Source organism: Streptococcus sp. oral taxon 061 (assembly GCF_964211575.1).
GTDB lineage: Bacteria > Bacillota > Bacilli > Lactobacillales > Streptococcaceae > Streptococcus.
Genome location: NZ_CAXOQQ010000006.1, coordinates 36,457 through 59,634, shown reverse-complemented (window position 1 = coordinate 59,634; position 23,178 = coordinate 36,457). Strand labels below are relative to the sequence as shown.

The following is a 23,178-nucleotide window of genomic DNA, read 5'->3' as shown; positions in this document are numbered from 1 at the left end:
AGACAAAAATGTAACTAGTTTTTGCCTTGTTTTTTCTTTATAATGAGAGAAAGTAAACATTAAAATCGTAAAAAGAGGTAGTGCTATGCTAAAATTTCCAAAGGATTTTGTCTGGGGTTCCTCAACTTCTGGGCCACAGACAGAAGGGCGAGTACCTGGTGATGGCAAGGGAGATAATCTCTGGGATTATTGGTACCAAGTAGAGCCAAATCGCTACTATAATGGGATTGGACCAGACAAAACATCGACCTTCTATGAGAACTGGGAAAAGGATATTGAACTTTTGCTAGAAACTGGGCATACAGCCTTTCGAACTTCTATCCAGTGGTCTCGTATTTTCCCACAGGGTCGTGGAGAAGTCAATCCTCAAGGTGTAGTTTTCTACCGTCAGGTTTTTGAAGCTATTAAGGCCAAGGGCATTCGTCTCTTAGTCAATCTCTATCATTTTGATCTGCCTTTTGCCCTTCAAGAGGATGGCGATGGTTGGGAAAATAAGGCGACCATCAAGGCTTATGAAGACTATGCGCGTTTCTGTTTTGAAACTTATGGAGACTTGGTAGATCAGTGGATTACCTTCAATGAGCCTATCGTTCCTGTAGAGTTTGGCTATTTCTATGATGCCCATTACCCTCATAAGGTGGACGCCAAAGCAGCCGTTAAGGTTGCCTACCATACCCAGCTAGCCAGCACTCTTGCGGTGAAGGCTTGTCACGAAATATTGCCAGGTTCTAAGATTGGGATTGTCCTCAACTTGACACCAGCCTATCCACGTAGTCAGCATCCTGCCGATGTCAAAGCTGCACGCATTGCTGATCTATTCCAAGCTCAATCTTTCCTAGATCCATCTGTCTTGGGAACTTATCCAGAAGAATTAGTGGAAATTTTAGCTGAGCATGATTTGCTGCCAGATTCTACAGCTGAGGAGTTGGAGCTTATTCGTGAGCACACAGTAGATTTCCTTGGAGTCAACTACTACCAGCCTTTGCGTGTCATGGCGCCACGTTTTGCTAAGCATCCTGACAGCCCGCTCTTGCCAGAGCATTTCTATGAACCTTACGTCATGCCTGGTCGTAAGATCAATCCGCACCGTGGTTGGGAAATCTACGAGCAAGGAATTTATGACATTGCTCAAAACATCAAGGAAAACTATGGGAATATTGAGTGGATGCTGACCGAGAATGGGATGGGTGTTGAAGGTGAGGATAAATTCCGTGAGAATGGAATGATTCAGGATGATTACCGTATTGACTTTGTCAAAGGGCATCTGGCTGAACTTCATCGCGCCATTGAAGACGGTGCTAACTGTAAAGGCTACTTAATCTGGACCTTTATCGATTGCTGGTCATGGCTCAACAGCTATAAAAACCGCTACGGTTTGGTCGAGCTTGACTTAGAAACACAAGAACGTCGCTTGAAAAAATCAGGCCACTGGTTCAAAGAACTCAGTGACAATAATGGATTTTAAGCTACTTTTCAAATAGATTCAAAAAAACCATTGGAAATAAAGCTCTCTGAGAGAGTTTCCAATGGTTTTTCTTGTTCTTAGAATAGTCCGATAAAAAGTAGTAGAGCTGATAAAGCAATAAAGGCTAGGGTTGCTAGAGCACGTTGGCCTAGGTTGTAAATCTTTCGTTCTCCTCGAACTGGGAAGACGATAGCCAGTAATGCACCCCCGACAGCTCCACCTAGATGTCCAGCAAGGCTGATGCCAGGCATTAAAATACTTCCTACTAGGTTGATGACCAAGAGGGAGAGGTAGGATTGACCAAGCTGTTGGAGATAGGGATTGCGTGAAGCATATCGGAGAACAACAATTGAGGCAAACATACCGTAGAGGGCAGTTGAAGCACCTGCGGTAATGGCATCAGGGCTAAAAACTAGGACAAAGAGATTCCCCATCATACCTGATAAGAGGTAGATAAAGAAAAACTGCTTGGAACCAAAGATGTCCTCCATCTGACGCCCCAAAAAGTAGAGGGATAGCATGTTGACTAAAAAATGCTCCAAGCCAATGTGGACAAAGGTTGCGGAGAATAAGCGCCAGATTTGTTCAGGCATGGCCTTGATAGCAGGGGGATACACAGCTCCGAATTTATACAAGGTGGCTGCGCTGGTATAGTTGAAACCACTGGTTAGAAACATGATGATAAAAACCAGGGTTGTCACGAGAAGAAAGAAGCTCGTGACGGGATAACGACGATCAAAAATCTCTTTCATAGATAATTACCTCCTTAACGGGAATATCGTGTAGATCAGGATGGAAGTTCTGAATCTGACAAGGATAAAGCGTACTAATAGTATGACCTGGGAAATGCTCCAAGTAGCGGTCGTAGTAGCCACCACCGTAGCCAACCCTATATCTTGAAGGATTGAAAGCCAAACCAGGAACATGAATCAGGTCAATTTGAGAGGGTTCAAGGATTGTGAAGTCTCCTTGAGGTTCAAGAAGTCCAAAAGAATTTCTTTCGAGTTTCTCTGGTTCATATAGAACAAAGTCCATTTTTCCATGTGGATAGGTTTTGGGAATGAGGAGTGTTTTCCCATCTTTTTGAGCCTGTTCAATGAGTCTAGCTGTCTGAAATTCATGAGGAAAAGACAGGTAAGTGGCGATGGTTTTTGCTTCCTTGTAGAAGGGATGTAGAAGTAGTTGCTCAGTCAACCAAGCGTCCATGACTTCCTTTTCTTCTTTGGATAGAGATTTGAGTTCTTGCAAGACCTGCTTGCGTAGGGCTTTTTTCATTGTTTACTCCGCAGCTTTCTTTGCTAAAAAGCTTGATACAGCCTCGACACCGACAGCCAGAGCTTCTTCCTTAGGACTCATCTGTGGATGGTGAAGAGCATAGGGACTATCAATTCCAAGCCAGAACATGACTCCAGGAATCTTTGATAGAAGATAACCAAAGTCCTCCCCTGTCATGGCAGGTTCAATGTCGATTAGTTCAATGCCCTCTTTTTCATCAAAAAAGGTCATTAATTCCTGGGCTAATTCAGGGTTGTTTTCGACAGGTAGGTAACCTCCCTGCTTGAGTTCAACTTCCACTTCCATATCAAAAGCAGCAGCCACACCTTCAGCGATGGCTTTGACACGTTTTTGAACCAAGAGACTCATGCTATGTGTAAGAGCTCGAATGGTTCCATGTAAGAAGGCTGTATCAGCGATGACATTATTGGTTGTACCAGCTTGAAAAACACCAAAAGTGACGACAGCTCCCTCGATAGGGTCTACATTACGACTGACAACCGACTGAACTTGAGTGACAAAATAGCTAGCTGCAACCAGAGCATCGTTTGCTTCATGTGGAAAGGCAGCGTGTCCCCCTTTACCCTGAAAGCGAATCTTGACTTCGCAAGTACCTGCAAAGAGTGTATGGGTATTGGTCGCAATCTGACCAACCTTTAGGTCTGGACGAACATGAAGCCCATAGAATTGGTCAGGCAACCAGTCGCCAAAGGCATCATCTTCATACATGAGCATACCGCCGGCTTCGTTTTCCTCGGCAGGTTGGAAGAGAAAGAGGAGATTGTTTTTTGGTTGGTTTTCCAGAGCACGTTCGAGACTTCCAAGGGCAATGGTCATATGAAAATCGTGTCCACAAGCATGCATGCGGTCTGGATGTTGAGAGGCAAAAGGAAGGCCTGTTTGTTCAACGATTGGGAGTCCATCGATATCTGTCCGCCAACCAATGGTACGTTCTGGCTGACTTCCCTGCAAGTAAACTAAAATGCCTGTTCGCCAGGTCCGAATTTGAACAAAATCCTTGCCAGCTGTTAATTTCTCAATGACACTTAGCAAATAAGCTTGAGTCTTGAATTCTTCTAAACCAATCTCAGGAATTTGGTGAAGATCGCGTCGAGTTTGAATCAAATCTAACATATCTAATTTCCTTCTATTGATACGATAAAGAGGCTGGAAAGGGTTCCGCCTCTGTTACTAATTACAAGGTACGAAGCGCATCTTCTAGCGCTGTTTTTTGTTGGGTTTGGCTATCAATTTCTTTGATGATACGAGCCGGAACACCTGCCACCACAACATTTTCTGGAACATCTTGAGTGACGATGGCACCTGCTGCAACAACAGATCCGCTACCGATTTGAACACCTTCGATAACCACAGCGTTAGCACCGATGAGTACATTATCACCGACACGGACAGGCTCTGCACTAGCTGGTTCGATAACACCTGCAAGAACAGCTCCCGCACCCACGTGACTATTTTTACCGACAATAGCACGTCCGCCTAGAATAGCACCCATGTCAATCATAGTGCCAGCACCGATTTCAGCACCGATATTGATAACAGCTCCCATCATGATAACAGCGTTGTCGCCAATCTCAACCTGGTCACGGATGATAGCGCCTGGTTCGATACGAGCATTGATGTCGCGTTTATCAAGGAGAGGTACAGCTGAGTTGCGAGCGTCTTGCTCAACAACATAGTCCTTGTTTTCTGTAAGTCCTTCAAGAAGAGGAGCGATATCTTTCCAGTCTCCAAAAAGAACATTTCCAAGTTTGGTAACAGAAGCAGGAATATCTCCGGCAAGTTGCCCCTCAAAGGTCACTTTTACACTTGTCTTTTTCTCAGCATTTGCGATAAATTGGATAATTTCTTGTGCATTCATTTTTGTAGCAGTCATAGATGTCTCCTCACTCTTTGTAATGCTTACTATTCTACCAAAAAAGGCTTCAAAATTGAAGCCTTAAGTGTTAAAAGAAGATTCTTTCAGTTTGTCTTTTGATTCTTCGATGGATAAGAAGATCATGGGAATAATAATCAAAATCATAGCTAATAGCAGGTAGCTATCTAAGACCAGACCTAGAAATAGAACGCTTAGAATAGCAGAGGATAGAGGTTCGCTAGCACTGACGACCGATACCACCAATGGGGATACCAACGAGACAGCCTTCATGGATAGGAAAAAGGCAAAAGCTGTTCCCAGAAAGGCAATGGTCAAACAAATCAAGATGCTCACCCAATCCAGCTGAAAGCTAATTCTATAAACGGGGTAGAGAAAATTACTAAAGAGTCCAGCTAGCATCATTCCCCAGCCAACAGTTGGCACAAAACCGTATTTTCGAGCAAATGGTTGGGGTAAGATGACATTAAACATAACCCCTAGGGCACTGAGAAGTCCAGTTAGTAAGGCAATAGGAGTGATGGATAACTTAGACAAATCGCCTTTGGTAGCCATCAAAAAGACTCCAAGCATAGCAGTTAAAACATAGAAGATTGCTTTTTTAGAAGCTTTTTTCTTGTAGATGATACGGTTGTAGATAAGAATGAAGACAGGACTGATAAATTGTAGGATGGTTGCAGTTGTCGCATTAGAGTACTCTACACAAAGATAGAAGAAATACTGAACAGAGAAGATTCCTAAGATGACATAAGCCAGAAAAGGCAGATAGTTTTTGCGCTTTCTCCAGATATCGAATAGCTGTGAACGGAACTTAAAGCTAGAAAAGATAAGTACGAAACCACCTGCAAGGCTTAGTCGCATGGAAGTAATCCAGCCGGATGATACTGGATAATGCGTAAAGAAGAATTCTCCTAAAATGCCACAAATACCCCATATTAATCCAGATAGGAGGGAGTAGATGGTCCCCTTAAAAATATTCTTTTGATACTGATTCATATAAAAGGTTAGCGTTGTAGTCTATTTGACGAAGAGTCGTTACTTCCGTTGGTAATATTATTGTTATTATTACCGTTATTGCTGTTACTATTGCTATTATTATTGTTGTTATTATTTCGATTATTGTTATTATTGCTATTGTTGTTTGAGTTATTATTGTTGTTTGAGTTATTATTGTTGGAATTTGATGACCTTGGTAAACTCCCCAAAATCGTATTCCAAGCATTTTGGTAATCAGAGTCACTTCCACCAATAGCGAATTTATAGGTAGTAGTCGGAGCACCAGTTTGGTTTGCCCAGTAGCTGGTTACCATTTCTCCAGTTACTTCAATTTCTCTGCCGTTAATAGTAACCTTACCTGGTTTCTGACCAGTCGATCTAAGAACTTGAGAAGAAGTGACGCTGGAGTCAAGACTAAAGCGTTCAGAACCCCAAACAGAAGGAGAAGCTTGCTGAATAGCATTTACCAGATAAGCCATATATTTAGCATTGCGGTAGTGACCAGCTCCCTTTCCAAGAGGTCGATTGTCATCGTGGCCAAGCCAACCCCCAAGTGTCAATCTTGGAGTTGAAAGCATAAGCCACATATCACCATCTTCATTGGTTGTACCAGTTTTACCAATCCAGTCAGCACCCGCTAAACTTGGATTGATAGCAGCAAGGTCGCTCTGGAAGCTTGAAGTGATTCGTGACGAAATAACATCTCTCAACAAGCTCTGCATAATGGTTGCAGTCGCTTTAGAGTATACCTGAACAGGTTCGTCTTTGTGCTCATAGATAACCTCACCACTAGTTTTTTCGATTTTCGAAATCATGAATTTTTTATGATAAACACCGTTGTTGGCTAAGGTTTGGTATCCGTTTGTATGTTGAGCTACAGTAACATCGATTCCTCCACCCATAGGCAAACTTTCAATGTCGTATTCCGGGATTTCATAGCCCATTTTTTCCATGTAAGAGCGAACATCAACACCCTTTTCACGGAGTGTGCGGTAAGTCCAGTAGGCTGGGATGTTCCACGAATAATTGAGGGCTTCTTTCAAGCTCATCATGGCTGTACCAGGGCTATTGACATACATGATTGGGTTTCCGTTTGAGAAGTTAGTTGGATAGTTAGATAGGACACTTGCACTTCCCATCAAACCTTGGTCAATGGCAATACTGTAGGCTAGGATTGGTTTAGTAGTTGAAGCAGGAGAACGTTTGGTATTAAAAGCGTGGTTGTTTTGGTTACTTTGGTAATCGCGGCCACCAATAAAACCTAAGATAGCTCCCGTTTGATTATCCATCAAAACATTTCCGACTTCAGGTTGACCGGTATTATCATCAACTAGATAGCCATAGTTGGCCACTGCATCTTGCATGGCAGTATGGATAGCTTTGTCGATTGTAGTTGTGATACGGTAACCACCATTTTGAATTTCTTTTTCAGCTAATTCACGATAGGACTTTTGGATAGACTCGTTTTTTAGTTCTTGGGCAGAGACATTGTCTTTTTGTACCAAGTAGTCATACATGAGATTAGTTGCTTCATCGAGAGCAGTAAAGTAGAGATAGCCCCTAGAAGTTACGTCTACACTTTCAGCTGGCAAGAAATCTTGCTTGATGTCGTATGCCTTATAGGTTTCGTAGTCTTCTTGACTAAGGACTCCAGTTCTGTACATATTGTAAAGAACATCTTTGGAACGTTTGATACCAAGTGCCATATCCTCTTCGCTCTTCATCTCCCCAGTAGATTCATAAGGTGAGTAAGAGATGGGACTTTGTGGTAAGCCTGCTATGAAGGCTGCTTGAGGTATCGTTAGCTGATTGGCGTCAACACCGAAAATACCCTTGGCAGCTTGTTGAGCTCCTGCGATATTTTGCCCTTTATTGTTACGACCAAATGGAGCGACATTGAGATAGGTTGTCAAGATTTCGTCCTTGCTCATTGCTCTCTCCAAGGCCAAGGCATCCACGATTTCAGTAGCTTTACGAGCTAGTGTAGGAGCATCCCCAACCACTTGCTGCTTAATGAGCTGCTGTGTTAGTGTAGAGCCTCCACTAGAAGAACCAAGTCCGATAAAGTTTCCTAGACTGGCACGAATAACCGCTTTAGGAACGACTCCATTGTGTTCAGCGAAATGTTCATCCTCGGTCGCAACGATAGCTTGCTTGAGATTTTCTGAAATAGCATCTGATGCGACAGATGTCCGAAGGAGGTCGCTTTCAATAGCGCCAATCATGGAACCATCAGCATAGCGAATTTCAGAGATGGATGAAATATCGTTCACTTGTTTGACTAAATCTTCTGTTTGAGGGACGGTCACTTTGTCAAATAGAGATACAGCATAACCGAAAACAACCCCAGTACCTAAAAGTCCACCAAGAAAGGCGATGATGAATAGGGTATTAAAGGTTGCCTTGATTCCCAGTAAGATATTGGCAAAGATAGTCCAAATATTCGTTTTGGTTTGCTTTTTCTTTTTAGAATTTTTAGGACCTTTTTTTCCTAGATGTATATTTTTTAGTTTTGTTTTAAGGGACTCCAGTAAGGCCAGTCCTTTTTCTTTCATAAATAATAATTTATTCTTCATTTCTTTCCTCACTCCTTATTATTATACCATAAAAGCAATGATTGCAAGAAATTAGGCTTGGACTAGCTTTGGAGGTGTTTAGGCAGCAGAAAACCAGGTGTTTTCAACCTGGTTTAAGGGTTTGTTATTCACCTGATAGTTCTTTTCCAAGATCAATCAAGTAGTCTTTCAAGTGGTCTTTAACTTGAGGATGTTTGAGGGCATATTCGATGGAAGTCTTCATGAATCCAAACTTATCTCCAACGTCATAACGTGAACCTTTAAATTCACGAGCAAATACTCGTTGGGTTTTGTTGAGGGTATCAATAGCGTCTGTTAGCTGGATTTCATTTCCGGCACCAGGTGTTTGGTTTTCAAGAATACCAAAAATCTCAGGTGTGAGAAGGTAACGGCCGATGATTGCTAAATCACTTGGTGCATCTTCAGGAGCTGGTTTTTCAACGAAGGTTTCAACGCTATAAAGTCCATCTTTTCCTTCACCTTGAGGTGCGATAACACCATAGGCAGAAACTTCTTCGTGTGGTACAGGCATTACGGCGATAGTAGAAGCGTGAGTCTCTTCGTAATCATTCATAAGTTGCTTAGTCAATGGGACAGCATTGTCATCAGTGATATCCATGAGGTCATCTCCGAGCATCACCACAAAAGGTTCATTCCCAACGAATGCTTTGGCTTGTAAAACGGCATCTCCGAGGCCACGTGGGTGTGTCTGACGGATGAAGTGAAGGCGCATGCCAGTCGTTTCATCAACTAATCTTAAGAGATCCGTTTTTCCTTTTTCCCTGAGGTTGTATTCTAGTTCAAAGTTTGAGTCAAAGTGGTCTTCGATAGAACGTTTTGACTTCCCTGTTACCACAAGGATGTCCTCAATTCCAGATTTAAGAGCTTCTTCTACGATGAATTGGATAGTTGGCTTATCCACGATTGGCAACATTTCTTTGGCCAAGGCTTTGGTTGCCGGGAGGAAACGAGTTCCAAGCCCCGCGGCAGGGATAACAGCTTTTCTAACTTTTTGCTTCATGAGCTTCCTTTCTAACGGTGATTATGACCACTCGTTTTCTGCCTTGAACTCGTTACTCATGAGTTCAGAAACAGCATCCTTAATATTAACATTTTCATAAATAACTTGGTAAATAGCCTGGGTAATAGGCATATAGACTCCAAGCTCTTGCGCCAATTCGTAAGCAGCTTTGGTTGTTGAAATTCCTTCAATGACCATTCCCATATTTGCTTCGATATCTGCCAAGGCTTCACCGCGCCCAAGAGCATCTCCAGCACGCCAGTTACGTGAGTGGACAGAAGTTCCTGTAACGATTAAATCCCCAACTCCAGAAAGACCACTGTAAGTTAATGGATTTGCTCCAAGTTTAACCCCCAGACGAGTGATTTCCGCAAGCCCGCGCGTGATAATGGCAGCCTTAGCATTATCACCAAAGCCAAGTCCATGAAGGGCCCCTGCACCAACAGCAATGATATTTTTAAGAGCACCAGCTGTTTCCACTCCAATCACATCTGTATTGGTATAAAGACGGAAGTAGTGGTTGCTAAAGAGTGCTTGAACATACTGAGCTGTCTCTAAATCTTTAGAAGCAGCAGTAATCAAGGTGATGTCACGTACAATTGTTTCTTCTGCGTGACTAGGACCAGATACAACCACAATTTCACTACGGAACTCTTCAGGGATTTCTTCTTCAAGAATGGTTGAAAGACGTTTGTGACTATTTGGCTCGAGACCTTTTGAAGCATGCATAATAACCACTTTATGATCAAGAACAGCAGCTACTTGTTGAGCTACCAATCTTGTCACCTTAGTTGGAACTACGAACAAGACAGCGTCAACGCCCTTCAAGACTTCTGCCAAATCATGATAGGCAACAATCTTTTCGTCTAATACAATATCCTTAAAATAGCGTTTGTTGGTATGTTGTGTATTGATTTCGTCAATTTGGTCAGGAATATTTCCCCAGATACGTACTTCATGTCCATTGTCATTTAAAACTTGTGACAGAGCAGTACCCCAAGAACCAGGCCCTAAAACAGCGATGGTTTGTTTGTTCATTTTCCCCTCCTTCTGAGAAAGCACTTTCCTATATTCTACCATAAAAAGCCCTATCTTGCATCTATATTATTTATTAAGAATTGTTTGAATAGGAAATTATATAAATTGGAGAATTTTTAGAATTTATTTGTAAAATAGTTTAGTATTCAAAGGGCGAAACGATAAAAAACACGAAAAGAGGAACAATATTTCCCCTAAAAATGGTATAATAGGAGCATCACGAAAATTGGAGAGACAGCATGAGTTTTTACAATCACAAAGAAATCGAGCCTAAGTGGCAGAAATACTGGGCTGACCATCACACTTTTAAGACAGGAACAGATGCCTCAAAACCTAAGTTCTATGCATTGGACATGTTCCCTTACCCATCTGGAGCGGGTCTTCACGTAGGGCACCCAGAAGGATACACAGCGACTGATATCCTCAGCCGTTTCAAACGTGCCCAAGGCTACAACGTCCTTCACCCAATGGGATGGGATGCCTTTGGTTTGCCTGCAGAGCAATATGCTATGGATACAGGGAATGATCCAGCGGAATTCACAGCGGAAAACATTGCCAACTTCAAACGCCAAATCAATGCGCTTGGATTCTCTTACGACTGGGACCGTGAGGTAAATACAACTGATCCAAACTACTACAAGTGGACGCAATGGATCTTTACCAAGCTTTATGAAAAAGGCTTGGCCTATGAAGCGGAAGTACCAGTAAACTGGGTCGAAGAATTGGGAACGGCCATCGCCAACGAAGAAGTTCTTCCAGATGGAACATCTGAGCGTGGAGGCTATCCAGTTGTCCGTAAACCAATGCGCCAATGGATGCTCAAAATCACGGCCTATGCAGAGCGCTTGCTCAATGACTTGGATGACCTTGACTGGCCAGAGTCTATCAAGGACATGCAACGCAACTGGATTGGTAAATCAACTGGTGCTAATGTAACCTTTAAAGTGAAGGGAACAGATAAGGAATTCACCGTCTTTACCACTCGTCCTGACACCCTTTTTGGTGCGACTTTCACTGTCTTGGCGCCTGAGCATGAACTAGTAGATGCCATCACAAGTCCTGAACAGGCTGAGGCTGTAGCAGACTACAAACATCAAGCTAGCCTCAAGTCAGACTTGGCTCGTACAGACCTTGCCAAGGAAAAAACAGGAGTTTGGACGGGTGCTTATGCCATCAACCCTGTAAACGGCAAAGAAATTCCAATTTGGATTGCCGACTACGTTCTCGCTAGCTATGGTACAGGTGCGGTAATGGCCGTACCAGCCCATGACCAACGTGACTGGGAATTTGCTAAACAGTTTGGTCTTCCAATCGTAGAAGTACTGGAAGGTGGAAATGTAGCAGAAACTGCTTACACAGAAGATGGCCTTCACGTTAACTCAGACTTCCTTGATGGACTGAACAAGGAAGATGCGATTGCCAAGATTGTGGCTTGGTTAGAAGAAAAAGGTTGTGGCCAAGAGAAGGTGACTTACCGCCTCCGCGACTGGCTCTTTAGCCGTCAACGTTACTGGGGTGAACCAATCCCAATCATTCATTGGGAAGATGGGACTTCGACAGCCGTTCCAGAAAGCGACCTCCCACTTGTCTTGCCGGTAACCAAGGACATCCGCCCTTCAGGTACTGGGGAAAGCCCATTGGCTAACTTGACCGACTGGCTGGAAGTGACTCGTGAAGATGGCGTCAAAGGTCGTCGTGAAACCAACACTATGCCACAATGGGCTGGTTCAAGCTGGTACTACCTCCGTTACATTGATCCACATAACACAGAGAAATTGGCTGATGAGGATCTCCTCAAACAATGGTTGCCCGTGGATATCTACGTGGGTGGTGCAGAGCATGCCGTTCTCCACTTACTTTACGCTCGTTTCTGGCATAAATTCCTCTATGATATCGGTGTTGTTCCAACCAAAGAACCATTCCAAAAACTCTTTAACCAAGGAATGATCTTGGGAACTAGCTACCGTGACCACCGTGGTGCTCTTGTGGCGACTGACAAGGTTGAAAAACGTGATGGTTCATTCTTCCACATGGAAACAGGGGAAGAATTGGAGCAAGCACCGGCTAAGATGTCTAAATCCCTCAAGAACGTGGTGAACCCAGACGATGTGGTGGAACAATACGGTGCTGATACCCTTCGTGTCTATGAAATGTTCATGGGACCACTTGATGCTTCAATCGCTTGGTCAGAAGAAGGTCTAGAAGGAAGCCGTAAGTTCCTCGACCGTGTTTACCGTTTGATCACAAGTAAAGAAATCGTTGCGGAAAACAATGGTGCTCTAGACAAGGTTTATAACGAAACCGTTAAAGCTGTCACAGAGCAAATCGAGTCCATGAAATTCAACACAGCCATTGCCCAGCTCATGGTCTTTATCAACGCAGCTAACAAGGAAGACAAACTCTACGTGGATTACGCCAAAGGCTTTATCCAATTGATTGCCCCATTTGCGCCTCATTTGGCAGAAGAACTCTGGCAAACAGTGGCAGCAACAGGTGAGTCTATCTCTTACGTGGCTTGGCCAACTTGGGACGAAAGCAAATTGGTTGAAGACGAAATCGAAATCGTTGTTCAAATCAAAGGAAAAGTCCGTGCCAAACTCATGGTCGCTAAAGATCTGTCACGCGAAGAATTGCAAGAAATTGCTCTGGCTGATGACAAAGTCAAAGCAGAGATCGATGGCAAGGACATCGTGAAAGTGATTAGTGTACCTAACAAGCTTGTAAATATCGTAACGAAATAAATTTAAAAGTCCTTCAGAGCTAAGTTCTGGAGGATTTTTTGTAGATTACCTGTGAGATGTGATATACTATTCACATCTTTAAACTTATAAGTGTGAGATAAGGAGAAAGCTATGCCAGTAAATGAATATGGTCAGATGATTGGTGAACCTGTAGATAATACACCTGGAGTTTTACCCTCGCTTGTACGGATAGAAGGACAGTATACGATTCTAGAAGCTCTTTCAGTGGAAAAGCATGCAGAGGATTTGTTAGCTGTCTATGGCCCCGATAGCCCCCGTGACATGTGGACCTATCTCTTTCAACCACCAGTAGAAAATCTAGAAGAATTAATCGTCTCTTTAAAGCAGATGATTGAGCGAAAGGATCGCTTCTATTATACGATTATTGATAAAGCGACTGGTAAAGCACTGGGTACTTTTTCGCTCATGCGTATTGACCAAGCCAATCGCACCATTGAAGTTGGCGCGGTGACCTTTTCTCCGGCTCTCAAACAGACCAGGATGGGAACAGAAGCTCACTATTTGCTAGCTCGTTATGTTTTTGAAGAACTCAACTATCGACGCTATGAGTGGAAGTGCGACGCCCTCAATCTTCAATCTAGAAAAGCAGCAGAACGTTTGGGCTTTGTCTATGAAGGAACCTTCCGCCAAGCTGTTATCTATAAAGGTCGCACCAGAGACACGGATTGGATGTCTATGATCGATAAGGACTGGCCAAAGGTCAAAGCTCGTTTTGAATCGTGGTTGCATCCTGAAAATTTTGATAAAAATGGGCAGCAGATAAAATCGCTTAGGAAATGTTAGAAAGGTTTGCTATGATTAAGATTACAAAAGAAAGCTCTGTTTCAATTGATGATGTTTTGCATCTCTATCAGGCAGTTGGTTGGACAAACTATACCAATCAGCCACAGATGTTGGAGCAGGCCTTGTATCACTCACTAGCAACTTATCTTGCCCGTGATGGTGAGGAAATCGTTGGTTTAGTGCGTCTGGTTGGAGACGGTTTTTCATCCGTTTTTGTCCAGGATTTGATTGTTTTGCCTAGCTATCAGCGCCAAGGAATTGGTAGTAACTTGATGAAAGAAGCCTTGGCTGACTATAAGGATGCCTATCAAATACAACTAGCGACTGAACAGACAGAAAAAACCTTGGGTTTTTACCGTTCTCTGGGGTTTGAAACCTTATCTACTTATGATTGTACAGGAATGATTTGGGTGGATCGAAAAAAAATTAAAATAATTCTTTTATCTTAAGTTAACTTTAAGTTTACTCATGTATCATGTAATCATTAAGTAAAGACCTCCTAACTTTATTTAATAGAAATCCTAAACTTTTCTTTTTCATAATAATCTCCCTAAAGAAGCCACCAAATCAGGTGGCTTTTTTATGTTCAAATTCAGAAGTTTTAAGGTAGAATTGACCACATAATCATCCATTTCGACCACATAGCACCAAACTATATTTTTTCTTTTTCCTTTTTGTTAAACTGAAGGTGTAAAAAGGAGGAAGGAAATATGATTTTACAAGCAAAAGGCCTCACTAAGAACTATGGAGACCATACAGCAGTAAAAGATATAAATTTAGAGTTTAAAAAAGGAAGTTTTAACGCAATCTTAGGACCTAATGGGGCTGGCAAATCGACCACGATTTCAATGTTAATCGGACTTAAACGAGCTACTAATGGTCAAATCATCTATGCGCCCAATACTAGGATTGGAGTTGTTTTTCAAGCAAGTGTATTGGATGAAAAGTTGACAGTCAAAGAAAACCTAACCATTCGAGCCCAGCAGTATAAGGGGATTAAAGGTGGTCGTGTGGAAGATTTAATCAATCAACTAGGGTTGACTGCTTTTCAAAAACAACTTTATGGAACTTTATCAGGAGGACAGAAACGTCGAGTTGACATTGCTCGGGCTCTCCTATCCAATCCCGATATTTTATTTCTAGATGAGCCTACGACTGGACTAGATATTCAGACTCGTAAATCCATTTGGGATTTATTGTATCGTCTACAAAGAGATGAAGGGATGACTATTATCTTAACGACTCATTATCTGGATGAAGCAGATGAGGCAAATCAACTTTATATTATAGATCATGGAAAGGTTATTGCCCAAGGTTCTGCTGCTGAGATTAAAAGTGAGTATGCTTCTAATCTTTTAAAAATTTATTTTAAAGACAAGCAAGTGGAGAAATTCTTACCTAAAAATATGCCTGTGGAAAAAGAAAATGAGTTTGAGTATAGTCTTTATCCCGAGAACCAATTGGAAGCTATTGATTATTTGACCCAAGTTCGTGAGAAGATTGCTGGCTTTGAATTTCGTCCAGGAACTATGGATGATGCCTTCATAGCCCTTACAGGAAGAGAGGTGCGCTGATGTTAGCCTTATTAAAACGTGATTTTTTATTGTATTTTCGTAATCGTTCAGGAGTCTTTTTCTCATTACTGGGAGCTTTGATTTCCTTTCTACTCTATATCATTTTTTTGCAGAAAAATTTGATGGATGCCTGGTCCCAACTTCCTGATAATAAGAGCCTTTTAAATAACTGGCTGATGGGTGGAACCTTGGCTGTGACTGGGATTACAACCAGTTTTACAGCTTTGACCCAGATGGTACAAGACCGTGAAAATCAAGTGGATCAGGATCTCTTTTTGACAGATTTAGGGAGCTGGGGCTTGCAACTGTCTTATCTTATTAGTAGCCTTATCATTTCCTTTGTTATGCAAGCCTTTATGCTTATTGTTATGAGCCTTTATTTTCAAGAAATTCCAGCTATGAGTAAGCTATTTGAAATAAGTTTAATCATGCTGCTAAGTAGTCTCCTTTCAACATTGGTAAATGCACTCTTGATTTACCATTTCCAGTCAGTAGATAGTCTGGGTAAATTGGCTACCATTGTAGGTACAGCTTCAGGATTTTTAGTAGGAACTTATGTACCAATGGGAATTCTTCCTAACTTCGCTCAAGTTCTCATGAAGTGCACACCGGCTACCTATCTTGCTTCTCTCTATAGACAGGCCTTAATGAAGGAGCAATTAGAAACTACATTTATGGGGAATAGTAGCTTATTAGAAGAGTTTCAAGAAAAATTAGGAGTCCGGCTTAATTGGCAGAACCTTTTAACAAAGGAAGAAACATACTTAATAGTGGTGAGTATCTGCCTCCTAACTTTTCTGCTTTGGCTGGTAGTAGTTAAAATCTCTAGCAAAAAAATAAAAATTATAGGTTAAGTTAACTTTAAGTTTACTCATGTATCATGTAACCATTAAGTAAAGACCTCCTAACTTTATTTAATAGAAATCCTAACTTTTCTTTTTCATAATAATCTCCCTAAAGAAGCCACCAAATCAGGTGGCTTTTTTGTTTGTAGGCTGGATTTTTGCTATAATAGGAACATGAGTAGAATTTTAGATAATGAAATCATGGGTGATGAGGAGTTGGTAGAACGTACCCTCCGTCCCCAATATTTACGTGAATATATCGGACAAGACAAGGTCAAGGATCAGCTTCAAATCTTTATCGAGGCAGCAAAAATGCGTGATGAGGCGCTGGACCATGTTCTTTTGTTTGGCCCTCCAGGTCTCGGGAAAACAACCATGGCTTTTGTCATTGCCAATGAATTGGGAGTTAATCTCAAGCAGACGTCTGGTCCTGTCATCGAAAAAGCCGGTGATTTGGTAGCGATTTTGAATGACTTGGAGCCAGGAGATGTTCTTTTTATTGATGAGATTCATCGCTTGCCCATGTCGGTAGAAGAGGTTCTATACAGTGCCATGGAAGATTTCTACATCGACATCATGATTGGAGCAGGGGAAGCTAGCCGTAGCGTTCATCTAGACTTGCCACCGTTTACCTTGATTGGTGCGACGACACGAGCAGGGATGCTCTCAAATCCTCTTCGTGCACGTTTTGGAATCACTGGTCACATGGAATACTATACCCATGACGACTTGACAGAGATTGTCGAGCGGACGGCAGATATCTTTGAGATGGAAATCACTCATGAAGCAGCTTCGGAGTTGGCTTTACGCAGTCGTGGGACTCCTCGTATCGCTAATCGTCTCCTTAAGCGCGTGCGCGACTTTGCGCAGATTATGGGCGATGGCTTGATTGATGATGTGATTACGGATAAGGCTTTGACTATGCTGGATGTAGACCATGAAGGTTTGGATTATGTTGACCAGAAAATTCTCCGTACCATGATTGAAATGTATGGTGGCGGTCCTGTCGGTCTAGGTACCCTTTCGGTTAATATCGCCGAAGAGCGTGAGACGGTAGAAGACATGTACGAACCTTACCTGATCCAGAAAGGCTTTATCATGCGAACTCGTTCAGGACGGGTCGCGACAGCTAAGGCTTATGAGCATTTGGGGTATGAATACATTGAAAAATAAGTCTGAAATCTTAGACTCTTTCAGGGAAAATTCTGACATGATGGCTATTCTGACCATCATCCGTGACTTGGAGTTGAAAGATTCCTGGTTGGCAGCTGGTTCGGTCCGAAATTTTATCTGGAATCTCTTGTCAGATAAGCCAGCCTTTGACCGTGAAACGGATGTGGATGTGATTTTCTTTGACCCAGATGTGAGTTACGAAGAAACGCTAGCTCTAGAAAACAAGTTGAGAGAGGACTTCCCCCAGTATCAGTGGGAGTTGAAAAATCAGGTCTATATGCATCAGCATAGTCCCCATACGGAACCGTATATGAATTCCTGTGACGCTATGAGTAAATATCCCGAACGTTGTACGGCGATAGGACTTCGCTTGCATGCTGACGCAACTTTAGAGCTATTTGCGCCTTATGGTTTGGAAGATATTTTGAACTTTCAAGTTGCTCCGACTCCTCATTTTTTAGAAAATGACGACCGGATGAAGCTTTATCAACAGCGTTTATCTAAGAAAAATTGGCGAGAAAAATGGAAAAATCTCACATTTAAAAATACTTAAGGAAACTTTAAGATAGGAGCTGTATACTTATCTCATAAGTTAAGAAGACCTTAACTTATACTCCTAAAACTTTTTCATAATAATCTCCCTATAAAAAAATTAAGTCGCCTAATCAGGCGGCTTTTTTTGTTGCGAACTTGAGGTGAGAATGGTTGCTAATCAAGGGCAAACACCAGCGAAATGTTGACAAAGGTCAAAGATTTCTCTAGTATAAGAAGTAAGGCCAGAGATTTTCTGAGAATAGAGTAAATGGAAGTCCAGTGGGCTGAGAAAGAGATGTTGAACAATGACTAAAAGAATGAAAAACAATAGGAAACTAGTTAATCTAGGATTGTATCAAAACAAAATAGTCTATTATGACTTAAAAGAAAAGAGACTTTACTTTTCCATTCTCGAAAGAACCTCTAAGAATCAACACTATTACACTCTTGGACTCACTTTGCTATCTCTCCCCATTATTAGATTGCTGAATGGTTTAACCGTTTTTGATATTCCTACTATCAAATATTCTAGCTTCATTCTATGTACCTGTCTTTCCTTGCTCATAGGGAAATTTGTAGTTGACTATTCTAACAAAGACTTGGACTTATATCCTGCATTGTTTACAGATATTGAGTACTCAGAGTTCTTAGAAATAGCAAAGAAAAATGGAAATCTTGCTTTCTTATTTATTTGTATTAGTAGTATCAGTTTGATAGGTTCCTTGATAGTTTACCTGGTCTATGCAAAGTTTTTAGGATTGCTGATTTATTCTGTTCTTTTGTTCATTCTCTACATTTGTGTGGTCAATAATGTACATAGGAGGAATAAAGTGATAAAAAAACTAATTTGGTTAACGATTAACTAGCGAAGACCTTTCGTATGTTCCATATGAATTGGTTGCGGAAGGTGAGAATGAATAGTAAGTCTCGTGGAGTACTATGAATAAAATTCTTAAAAAAGATTGGAGTAAATATGAGTAACAAAGTATCAATTATGCAAGAGATGTTTAAAAAAGAAGGCTCAGACGAACTCGTTCCTGCAGTAACCATTATATTGGATGGCCAAATTAGAAATATCATCGACGCCCTTTCAGAACAGAATGGCTATGAAGGCTATCCAGAAGCTATTTCAGAAATTCTTTTCAAAGGGATAGAAAGTATGATTAAAAAATAAATTGGAGAAAGATAATCCGAGAAAAAGAGAGCGAAAACCGCTCTCTTTTTGTGATATAATAGCCCTATGAGATTAGATAAATATTTAGTTGCCTGTGCTGTTGGTAGCCGGACGGAAGTCAAAAACTTTCTAAAGTCTGGGCGCGTGACGGTCAATGGGAAAAAGGAAAAATCTGCCAAACTGCAAATCAATGAAGACACGGACGAGATTTGTTTTGACGGGCAAAAGTTAGAGTACGAGGAGTTTGTTTACTATATGATGAACAAGCCCCAGGGGGTTATCTCAGCGACTGAAGACCCCAAACACAAGACTGTACTGGATTTGTTGGATGACTTGGCTCGTTCAAAGGAAGTTTTCCCAGTCGGTCGTTTGGATATTGATACGCATGGCCTCTTGCTCTTGACCAATGATGGCAAGTTAGCTCATGCTCTTCTTTCCCCTAAACGCCATGTGGATAAGACTTATCTGGCACAGGTCAAGGGAATCATGACAGATGAAGACATTGAGACATTTGCGCAAGGTATTCCGCTCAAGGACTTTACCTGTCAGCCTGCCAAGTTGGAGCTTGTGTCTATGGATGCAGAAAAGAATAAAAGTCTGGTTCGTGTGACCATCGCAGAAGGAAAATTTCACCAAGTCAAACGGATGGTAGCCTACTGTGGCAAGGAAGTGGTGGACTTTCAGCGTGTGACCATGGGAACTTTGACCTTGGATGAGGATTTGAAACGTGGAGAATGGCGTCGTTTGACCAAGGAAGAACTAGAAGGGTTGCTTGAGAGTATCCGCTAGTGATAGTAGCACCATGAAATATTAGGAAAATGCGAGGAAAATATCCTTGTCTTTTTCAGTTTTTGGTTGCTTCCTTTGTGAAAAGAGTTATAATAGACAGTAAGAAAAAAGGAGGATTTTATGAACGCGATTCAAGAATCATTTACAGATAAATTATTTGCCAACTATGAAGCAAATGTTAAATACCAAGCTATCGAAAATGCTGCTAGCCACAATGGAATTTTTGCAGCCCTTGAGCGTCGTCAAAGTCATGTCGACAACACACCAGTTTTCTCACTTGATTTGACAAAGGACAAGGTCACTAACCAGAAGGCTTCTGGTCGTTGCTGGATGTTTGCGGCCCTCAATACCTTCCGTCACAAACTCATCTCTCAATACAAACTTGAAAACTTTGAATTGTCACAAGCTCACACCTTCTTCTGGGACAAGTATGAAAAGTCTAACTGGTTCTTGGAGCAAGTGATTGCGACTGCAGATCAAGAATTGACTAGCCGCAAGGTTAGCTTCCTACTCCAAACTCCACAACAAGATGGTGGTCAGTGGGATATGGTTGTTTCTCTCTTTGAGAAATACGGTGTCGTACCTAAGTCTGTTTATCCAGAGTCTGTTTCATCTAGCAATAGTCGTGAGCTCAATGCAATCCTTAACAAATTGCTTCGTCAAGATGCTCAAATCTTGCGTGACCTCTTGGCTTCTGGTGCTGACCAAGCGACTGTTCAAGCTAAGAAAGAAGACCTCTTGCAAGAAATCTTTAACTTCCTTGCCATGTCACTAGGTCTCCCACCACGTCAATTTGACTTTGCTTATCGCGATAAAGACAACAACTACCAAAGCGAAAAAGGCATCACCCCACAAGAATTTTACAAGAAATACGTTGACCTTCCACTAGAAGACTACGTTTCTGTCATCAATGCTCCAACTGCTGATAAACCTTACGGGAAATCTTACACAGTTGAGATGTTGGGAAATGTCGTTGGTAGCCGTGCGGTTCGTTACATCAACGTACCGATGGAACGCTTGAAAGAATTGGCCATTGCCCAAATGCAAACAGGAGAAACTGTCTGGTTTGGTTCAGATGTCGGCCAACTCAGCAACCGTAAAGCCGGAATCCTTGCGACAGATGTTTATGACTTTGAATCAAGCATGGATATCCAACTCAATCAAGACAAGGCAGGACGTTTGGACTACAGCGAAAGCTTGATGACCCACGCAATGGTCTTGACAGGTGTTGATTTGGATGAAAATGGTAAATCAACTAAGTGGAAAGTTGAAAACTCATGGGGAGATAAAGTAGGTACAGATGGTTACTTTGTTGCCTCAGACGCTTGGATGGATGAGTACACTTACCAAATTGTTGTCCGTAAAGAATTACTAACAGCAGAAGAACGAGCTGCCTATGAAGCAGAACCAATCGTTCTTGCACCTTGGGATCCAATGGGTGCCTTGGCAGAATAAAAGAATACAAAAAAGAATCAGGTGATAATCCTGATTCTTTTTTTATTTGTAAATTCTCGCCGAGATTACATGATACCGAAGAAACGAGCTGCGATACCAACTGCAAAGAGGGCAAGGATGATTGTGATTGGAGATACTTTTTTCTTAAGCAACCACATGCAAAGGAAAGTAAGGAGAAGTCCCATCAATCCTGGAATCAATGCGTCCAACTGACCTTGAAGCGTTTGTGGTTGAACACTATCCAAGCTCATACCACTAAGTGCTTGACCAAGAATACCCTTCAATTCTCCACCTGTAACAGCACCTTCTGGGAAGTTGATGTAGGCACCTTCTGATAATTGTTTACCTGGAAGGTTGATAGTGAAGTTGATAGATACCCAACGTTGTACAAGAACGGCAAGGATGAACATACCAAGGATTGAAGCTCCTTTAGTGATGTCTTTCAAGATACCACCTGACATGTCTTTAGTGATTTCAGATCCAGCCTTGTAACCAAACTCTTGTGTATACCAAAGGAAAGACATACGAATTGCATTCCATCCAAAGAAGAAGAGAAGTGGTCCGACGATATTACCAGTCGCAGCAAGTGATGCACCAAGGGCACCGAGGATAGGACGTACTGTAAACCAGAAGACTGGGTCACCGATACCAGCAAGAGGTCCCATCATACCAATCTTAACACCTTGGATAGCAGCGTCATCGATATCAGTACCGTTTGCGCGTTCTTCTTCAAGTGCAAGAGTAACTCCCATGATTGGAGCAGCTACGTATGGGTGAGTGTTGAAGAACTCAAGGTGACGCTCAAGAGCAGCAGCTTGGTCTTCTTTTTTAGTGTAAAGTTTCTTGATAGCTGGGATCAAAGAGTAAGCCCAACCCAAGTTTTGCATACGTTCGTAGTTCCAAGAACCTTGAAGGAATTGTGAACGCCACCAAACTTTTTGGCGATCTGATTTTGATAATTGAATTTTTTCAGCCATGATTGTTCCCCTTTCTAGTAGTCTTCTAGGATATCACCGATTGGATCGTTAGAAGTTGCAGCTCCTCCTCCGCCGTTTCCACCTTGTTTAGAAAGGTTGAGGTAGATGAAGGCAAGGGCAACACCGATGACACCAAGGGCAATCAAAGTCAATTGAGAGATTGCTGCAAGAGCAAAACCGATAGCGAAGAATGGCCATACTTCACGAGTAGCCATCATGTTGATAACCAAAGCGTAACCAACGGCAACGACCATAGCACCACCGACAGCCATACCACCTTTAAGCCATTCTGGCATAAGTTCCAATACGCCTTGAACGGCTTCAGTTGGCATTGCAAGCAAGAGCGCAGCTGGGATAGCAATACGTAGACCTTGAAGAGCAAGGGCAAAGTAGTGAGCGCGTTCAACAGCAGCAATGTTTCCTTCTTTAGCAGCAGCATCTGCAGTGTGAACCAAACCAACTGAGATTGTACGAACGATCATAGTCAAGAAAAGTCCAGCTACGGCAAGAGGGATTGCAGTTGCAGTTGCGACTGCGATACCTTCAGTAGTAAAGTTACCACCTTTGATCATGATAATTGCAGCAGCAACAGAGGCAAGAGCAGCGTCAGGAGCTACAGCAGCTCCGATGTTAGCCCAACCAAGGGCGATCATTTGAAGTGATCCACCAAGCATAACCCCTGCTTCGAGGTTACCAGTTACAAGACCGATAAGGGTACATGCTACGATTGGTTGATGGAATTGGAATTGGTCGAGGATACCTTCAAGACCTGCGAAGAAGGCAACAACTACAACCAAGATAGCAGAAATGATTGAAATATCTGACATGGTTTTATTCCTTTTCTATT

General features: G+C 42.1%; 21 protein-coding genes. 11 read left to right on the top strand and 10 right to left on the bottom strand.

Annotated features, from left to right (window positions below):
* Window positions 1–85: 85 nt before the first annotated feature.
* On the top strand, window positions 86–1,465 hold the full coding sequence (locus tag AB8E63_RS05790) for a glycoside hydrolase family 1 protein (RefSeq protein ID WP_368910376.1): 1,380 nt from the start codon (window positions 86–88) through the stop codon (window positions 1,463–1,465).
* Window positions 1,466–1,542: 77 nt separating this feature from the next.
* Here the strand turns inward: AB8E63_RS05790 and AB8E63_RS05785 are convergent, their stop codons facing one another.
* The 8 genes from AB8E63_RS05785 to AB8E63_RS05750 form a co-directional block, all read right to left on the bottom strand.
* Window positions 1,543–2,217, bottom strand: coding sequence for a rhomboid family intramembrane serine protease (locus AB8E63_RS05785; protein WP_368910375.1), 675 nt, complete (start codon window positions 2,215–2,217; stop codon window positions 1,543–1,545).
* On the bottom strand, window positions 2,201–2,740 hold the full coding sequence (locus AB8E63_RS05780) for a 5-formyltetrahydrofolate cyclo-ligase (protein WP_368910374.1): 540 nt from the start codon (window positions 2,738–2,740) through the stop codon (window positions 2,201–2,203). Before AB8E63_RS05780 ends, AB8E63_RS05785 begins: the two co-directional genes overlap by 17 nt.
* A gap of 3 nt (window positions 2,741–2,743) precedes the next feature.
* Window positions 2,744–3,874, bottom strand: a complete 1,131-nt coding sequence (locus tag AB8E63_RS05775) for an N-acetyldiaminopimelate deacetylase (protein WP_368910373.1) — start codon at window positions 3,872–3,874, stop codon at window positions 2,744–2,746.
* A 61-nt stretch (window positions 3,875–3,935) separates the two neighbouring features.
* Complete coding sequence (dapD, locus tag AB8E63_RS05770) at window positions 3,936–4,634, bottom strand: 2,3,4,5-tetrahydropyridine-2,6-dicarboxylate N-acetyltransferase (RefSeq protein ID WP_368910372.1); 699 nt, start codon at window positions 4,632–4,634, stop codon at window positions 3,936–3,938.
* 63 nt (window positions 4,635–4,697) lie between these two features.
* Window positions 4,698–5,630 (bottom strand): DMT family transporter, encoded by a 933-nt coding sequence (locus AB8E63_RS05765; RefSeq protein WP_368910371.1) that lies wholly within the window; start codon window positions 5,628–5,630, stop codon window positions 4,698–4,700.
* Between the two features lie 8 nt (window positions 5,631–5,638).
* Window positions 5,639–8,206: a penicillin-binding protein PBP1B gene (gene pbp1b / locus AB8E63_RS05760; protein ID WP_368910370.1), complete on the bottom strand. Its 2,568-nt coding sequence runs from the start codon at window positions 8,204–8,206 to the stop codon at window positions 5,639–5,641.
* A 124-nt stretch (window positions 8,207–8,330) separates the two neighbouring features.
* Window positions 8,331–9,227: a UTP--glucose-1-phosphate uridylyltransferase GalU gene (gene galU / locus AB8E63_RS05755; RefSeq protein ID WP_368910369.1), complete on the bottom strand. Its 897-nt coding sequence runs from the start codon at window positions 9,225–9,227 to the stop codon at window positions 8,331–8,333.
* Window positions 9,228–9,248: 21 nt separating this feature from the next.
* The gene (locus AB8E63_RS05750; RefSeq protein WP_368910368.1) at window positions 9,249–10,265 is read right to left on the bottom strand and encodes an NAD(P)H-dependent glycerol-3-phosphate dehydrogenase; all 1,017 of its coding nucleotides are present in this window, start codon (window positions 10,263–10,265) and stop codon (window positions 9,249–9,251) included.
* A gap of 239 nt (window positions 10,266–10,504) precedes the next feature.
* Here AB8E63_RS05750 and leuS point away from each other — a divergent pair, with 239 nt between their 5' ends.
* The 10 genes from leuS (at window position 10,505) to pepC (ending at window position 21,354) form a co-directional block, all read left to right on the top strand.
* Window positions 10,505–13,006: a leucine--tRNA ligase gene (gene leuS, locus AB8E63_RS05745; RefSeq protein ID WP_368910367.1), complete on the top strand. Its 2,502-nt coding sequence runs from the start codon at window positions 10,505–10,507 to the stop codon at window positions 13,004–13,006.
* A gap of 111 nt (window positions 13,007–13,117) precedes the next feature.
* Window positions 13,118–13,810 (top strand): GNAT family N-acetyltransferase, encoded by a 693-nt coding sequence (locus tag AB8E63_RS05740; protein ID WP_368910366.1) that lies wholly within the window; start codon window positions 13,118–13,120, stop codon window positions 13,808–13,810.
* Window positions 13,811–13,821: 11 nt separating this feature from the next.
* Entirely contained in the window at window positions 13,822–14,259 is a 438-nt protein-coding gene (locus AB8E63_RS05735) for a GNAT family N-acetyltransferase (RefSeq protein WP_368910365.1), read from the top strand.
* A 261-nt stretch (window positions 14,260–14,520) separates the two neighbouring features.
* A complete protein-coding gene (locus AB8E63_RS05730) occupies window positions 14,521–15,384 on the top strand; it encodes an ABC transporter ATP-binding protein (protein WP_368910364.1) in 864 nt (287 codons plus the stop codon).
* The gene (locus AB8E63_RS05725; protein WP_368910363.1) at window positions 15,384–16,238 is read left to right on the top strand and encodes an ABC transporter permease; all 855 of its coding nucleotides are present in this window, start codon (window positions 15,384–15,386) and stop codon (window positions 16,236–16,238) included. Before AB8E63_RS05730 ends, AB8E63_RS05725 begins: the two co-directional genes overlap by 1 nt.
* A gap of 165 nt (window positions 16,239–16,403) precedes the next feature.
* Entirely contained in the window at window positions 16,404–17,402 is a 999-nt protein-coding gene (gene ruvB, locus AB8E63_RS05720) for a Holliday junction branch migration DNA helicase RuvB (RefSeq protein ID WP_006151318.1), read from the top strand.
* Complete coding sequence (locus tag AB8E63_RS05715; RefSeq protein WP_368910362.1) at window positions 17,383–17,955, top strand: nucleotidyltransferase family protein; 573 nt, start codon at window positions 17,383–17,385, stop codon at window positions 17,953–17,955. Before ruvB ends, AB8E63_RS05715 begins: the two co-directional genes overlap by 20 nt.
* A 954-nt stretch (window positions 17,956–18,909) precedes the next feature.
* Complete coding sequence (locus tag AB8E63_RS05710; protein ID WP_006153032.1) at window positions 18,910–19,110, top strand: hypothetical protein; 201 nt, start codon at window positions 18,910–18,912, stop codon at window positions 19,108–19,110.
* Window positions 19,111–19,176: 66 nt separating this feature from the next.
* Entirely contained in the window at window positions 19,177–19,899 is a 723-nt protein-coding gene (locus AB8E63_RS05705) for a pseudouridine synthase (RefSeq protein ID WP_368910361.1), read from the top strand.
* Between the two features lie 120 nt (window positions 19,900–20,019).
* A complete protein-coding gene (gene pepC, locus AB8E63_RS05700) occupies window positions 20,020–21,354 on the top strand; it encodes an aminopeptidase C (RefSeq protein WP_368910360.1) in 1,335 nt (444 codons plus the stop codon).
* 65 nt (window positions 21,355–21,419) lie between these two features.
* Here pepC and AB8E63_RS05695 read toward each other — a convergent pair whose 3' ends face one another.
* The gene (locus tag AB8E63_RS05695) at window positions 21,420–22,331 is read right to left on the bottom strand and encodes a PTS system mannose/fructose/sorbose family transporter subunit IID (protein WP_368910359.1); all 912 of its coding nucleotides are present in this window, start codon (window positions 22,329–22,331) and stop codon (window positions 21,420–21,422) included.
* 14 nt (window positions 22,332–22,345) lie between these two features.
* Window positions 22,346–23,158 (bottom strand): PTS mannose/fructose/sorbose transporter subunit IIC, encoded by an 813-nt coding sequence (locus tag AB8E63_RS05690; RefSeq protein ID WP_006151319.1) that lies wholly within the window; start codon window positions 23,156–23,158, stop codon window positions 22,346–22,348.
* Window positions 23,159–23,178 lie beyond the last annotated feature (20 nt).

Bases quoted from the DNA above. Each gene is read 5' to 3' on its own strand.
- AB8E63_RS05790 (WP_368910376.1), top strand. From the start codon at position 86: ATGCTAAAATTTCCAAAGGATTTTGTCTGGGGTTCCTCAACTTCTGGG.
- AB8E63_RS05785 (WP_368910375.1), bottom strand. From the start codon at position 2,217: ATGAAAGAGATTTTTGATCGTCGTTATCCCGTCACGAGCTTCTTTCTT.
- AB8E63_RS05780 (WP_368910374.1), bottom strand. From the start codon at position 2,740: ATGAAAAAAGCCCTACGCAAGCAGGTCTTGCAAGAACTCAAATCTCTA.
- AB8E63_RS05775 (WP_368910373.1), bottom strand. From the start codon at position 3,874: ATGTTAGATTTGATTCAAACTCGACGCGATCTTCACCAAATTCCTGAG.
- dapD (WP_368910372.1), bottom strand. From the start codon at position 4,634: ATGACTGCTACAAAAATGAATGCACAAGAAATTATCCAATTTATCGCA.
- AB8E63_RS05765 (WP_368910371.1), bottom strand. From the start codon at position 5,630: ATGAATCAGTATCAAAAGAATATTTTTAAGGGGACCATCTACTCCCTC.
- pbp1b (WP_368910370.1), bottom strand. From the start codon at position 8,206: ATGAAGAATAAATTATTATTTATGAAAGAAAAAGGACTGGCCTTACTG.
- galU (WP_368910369.1), bottom strand. From the start codon at position 9,227: ATGAAGCAAAAAGTTAGAAAAGCTGTTATCCCTGCCGCGGGGCTTGGA.
- AB8E63_RS05750 (WP_368910368.1), bottom strand. From the start codon at position 10,265: ATGAACAAACAAACCATCGCTGTTTTAGGGCCTGGTTCTTGGGGTACT.
- leuS (WP_368910367.1), top strand. From the start codon at position 10,505: ATGAGTTTTTACAATCACAAAGAAATCGAGCCTAAGTGGCAGAAATAC.
- AB8E63_RS05740 (WP_368910366.1), top strand. From the start codon at position 13,118: ATGCCAGTAAATGAATATGGTCAGATGATTGGTGAACCTGTAGATAAT.
- AB8E63_RS05735 (WP_368910365.1), top strand. From the start codon at position 13,822: ATGATTAAGATTACAAAAGAAAGCTCTGTTTCAATTGATGATGTTTTG.
- AB8E63_RS05730 (WP_368910364.1), top strand. From the start codon at position 14,521: ATGATTTTACAAGCAAAAGGCCTCACTAAGAACTATGGAGACCATACA.
- AB8E63_RS05725 (WP_368910363.1), top strand. From the start codon at position 15,384: ATGTTAGCCTTATTAAAACGTGATTTTTTATTGTATTTTCGTAATCGT.
- ruvB (WP_006151318.1), top strand. From the start codon at position 16,404: ATGAGTAGAATTTTAGATAATGAAATCATGGGTGATGAGGAGTTGGTA.
- AB8E63_RS05715 (WP_368910362.1), top strand. From the start codon at position 17,383: ATGAATACATTGAAAAATAAGTCTGAAATCTTAGACTCTTTCAGGGAA.
- AB8E63_RS05710 (WP_006153032.1), top strand. From the start codon at position 18,910: ATGAGTAACAAAGTATCAATTATGCAAGAGATGTTTAAAAAAGAAGGC.
- AB8E63_RS05705 (WP_368910361.1), top strand. From the start codon at position 19,177: ATGAGATTAGATAAATATTTAGTTGCCTGTGCTGTTGGTAGCCGGACG.
- pepC (WP_368910360.1), top strand. From the start codon at position 20,020: ATGAACGCGATTCAAGAATCATTTACAGATAAATTATTTGCCAACTAT.
- AB8E63_RS05695 (WP_368910359.1), bottom strand. From the start codon at position 22,331: ATGGCTGAAAAAATTCAATTATCAAAATCAGATCGCCAAAAAGTTTGG.
- AB8E63_RS05690 (WP_006151319.1), bottom strand. From the start codon at position 23,158: ATGTCAGATATTTCAATCATTTCTGCTATCTTGGTTGTAGTTGTTGCC.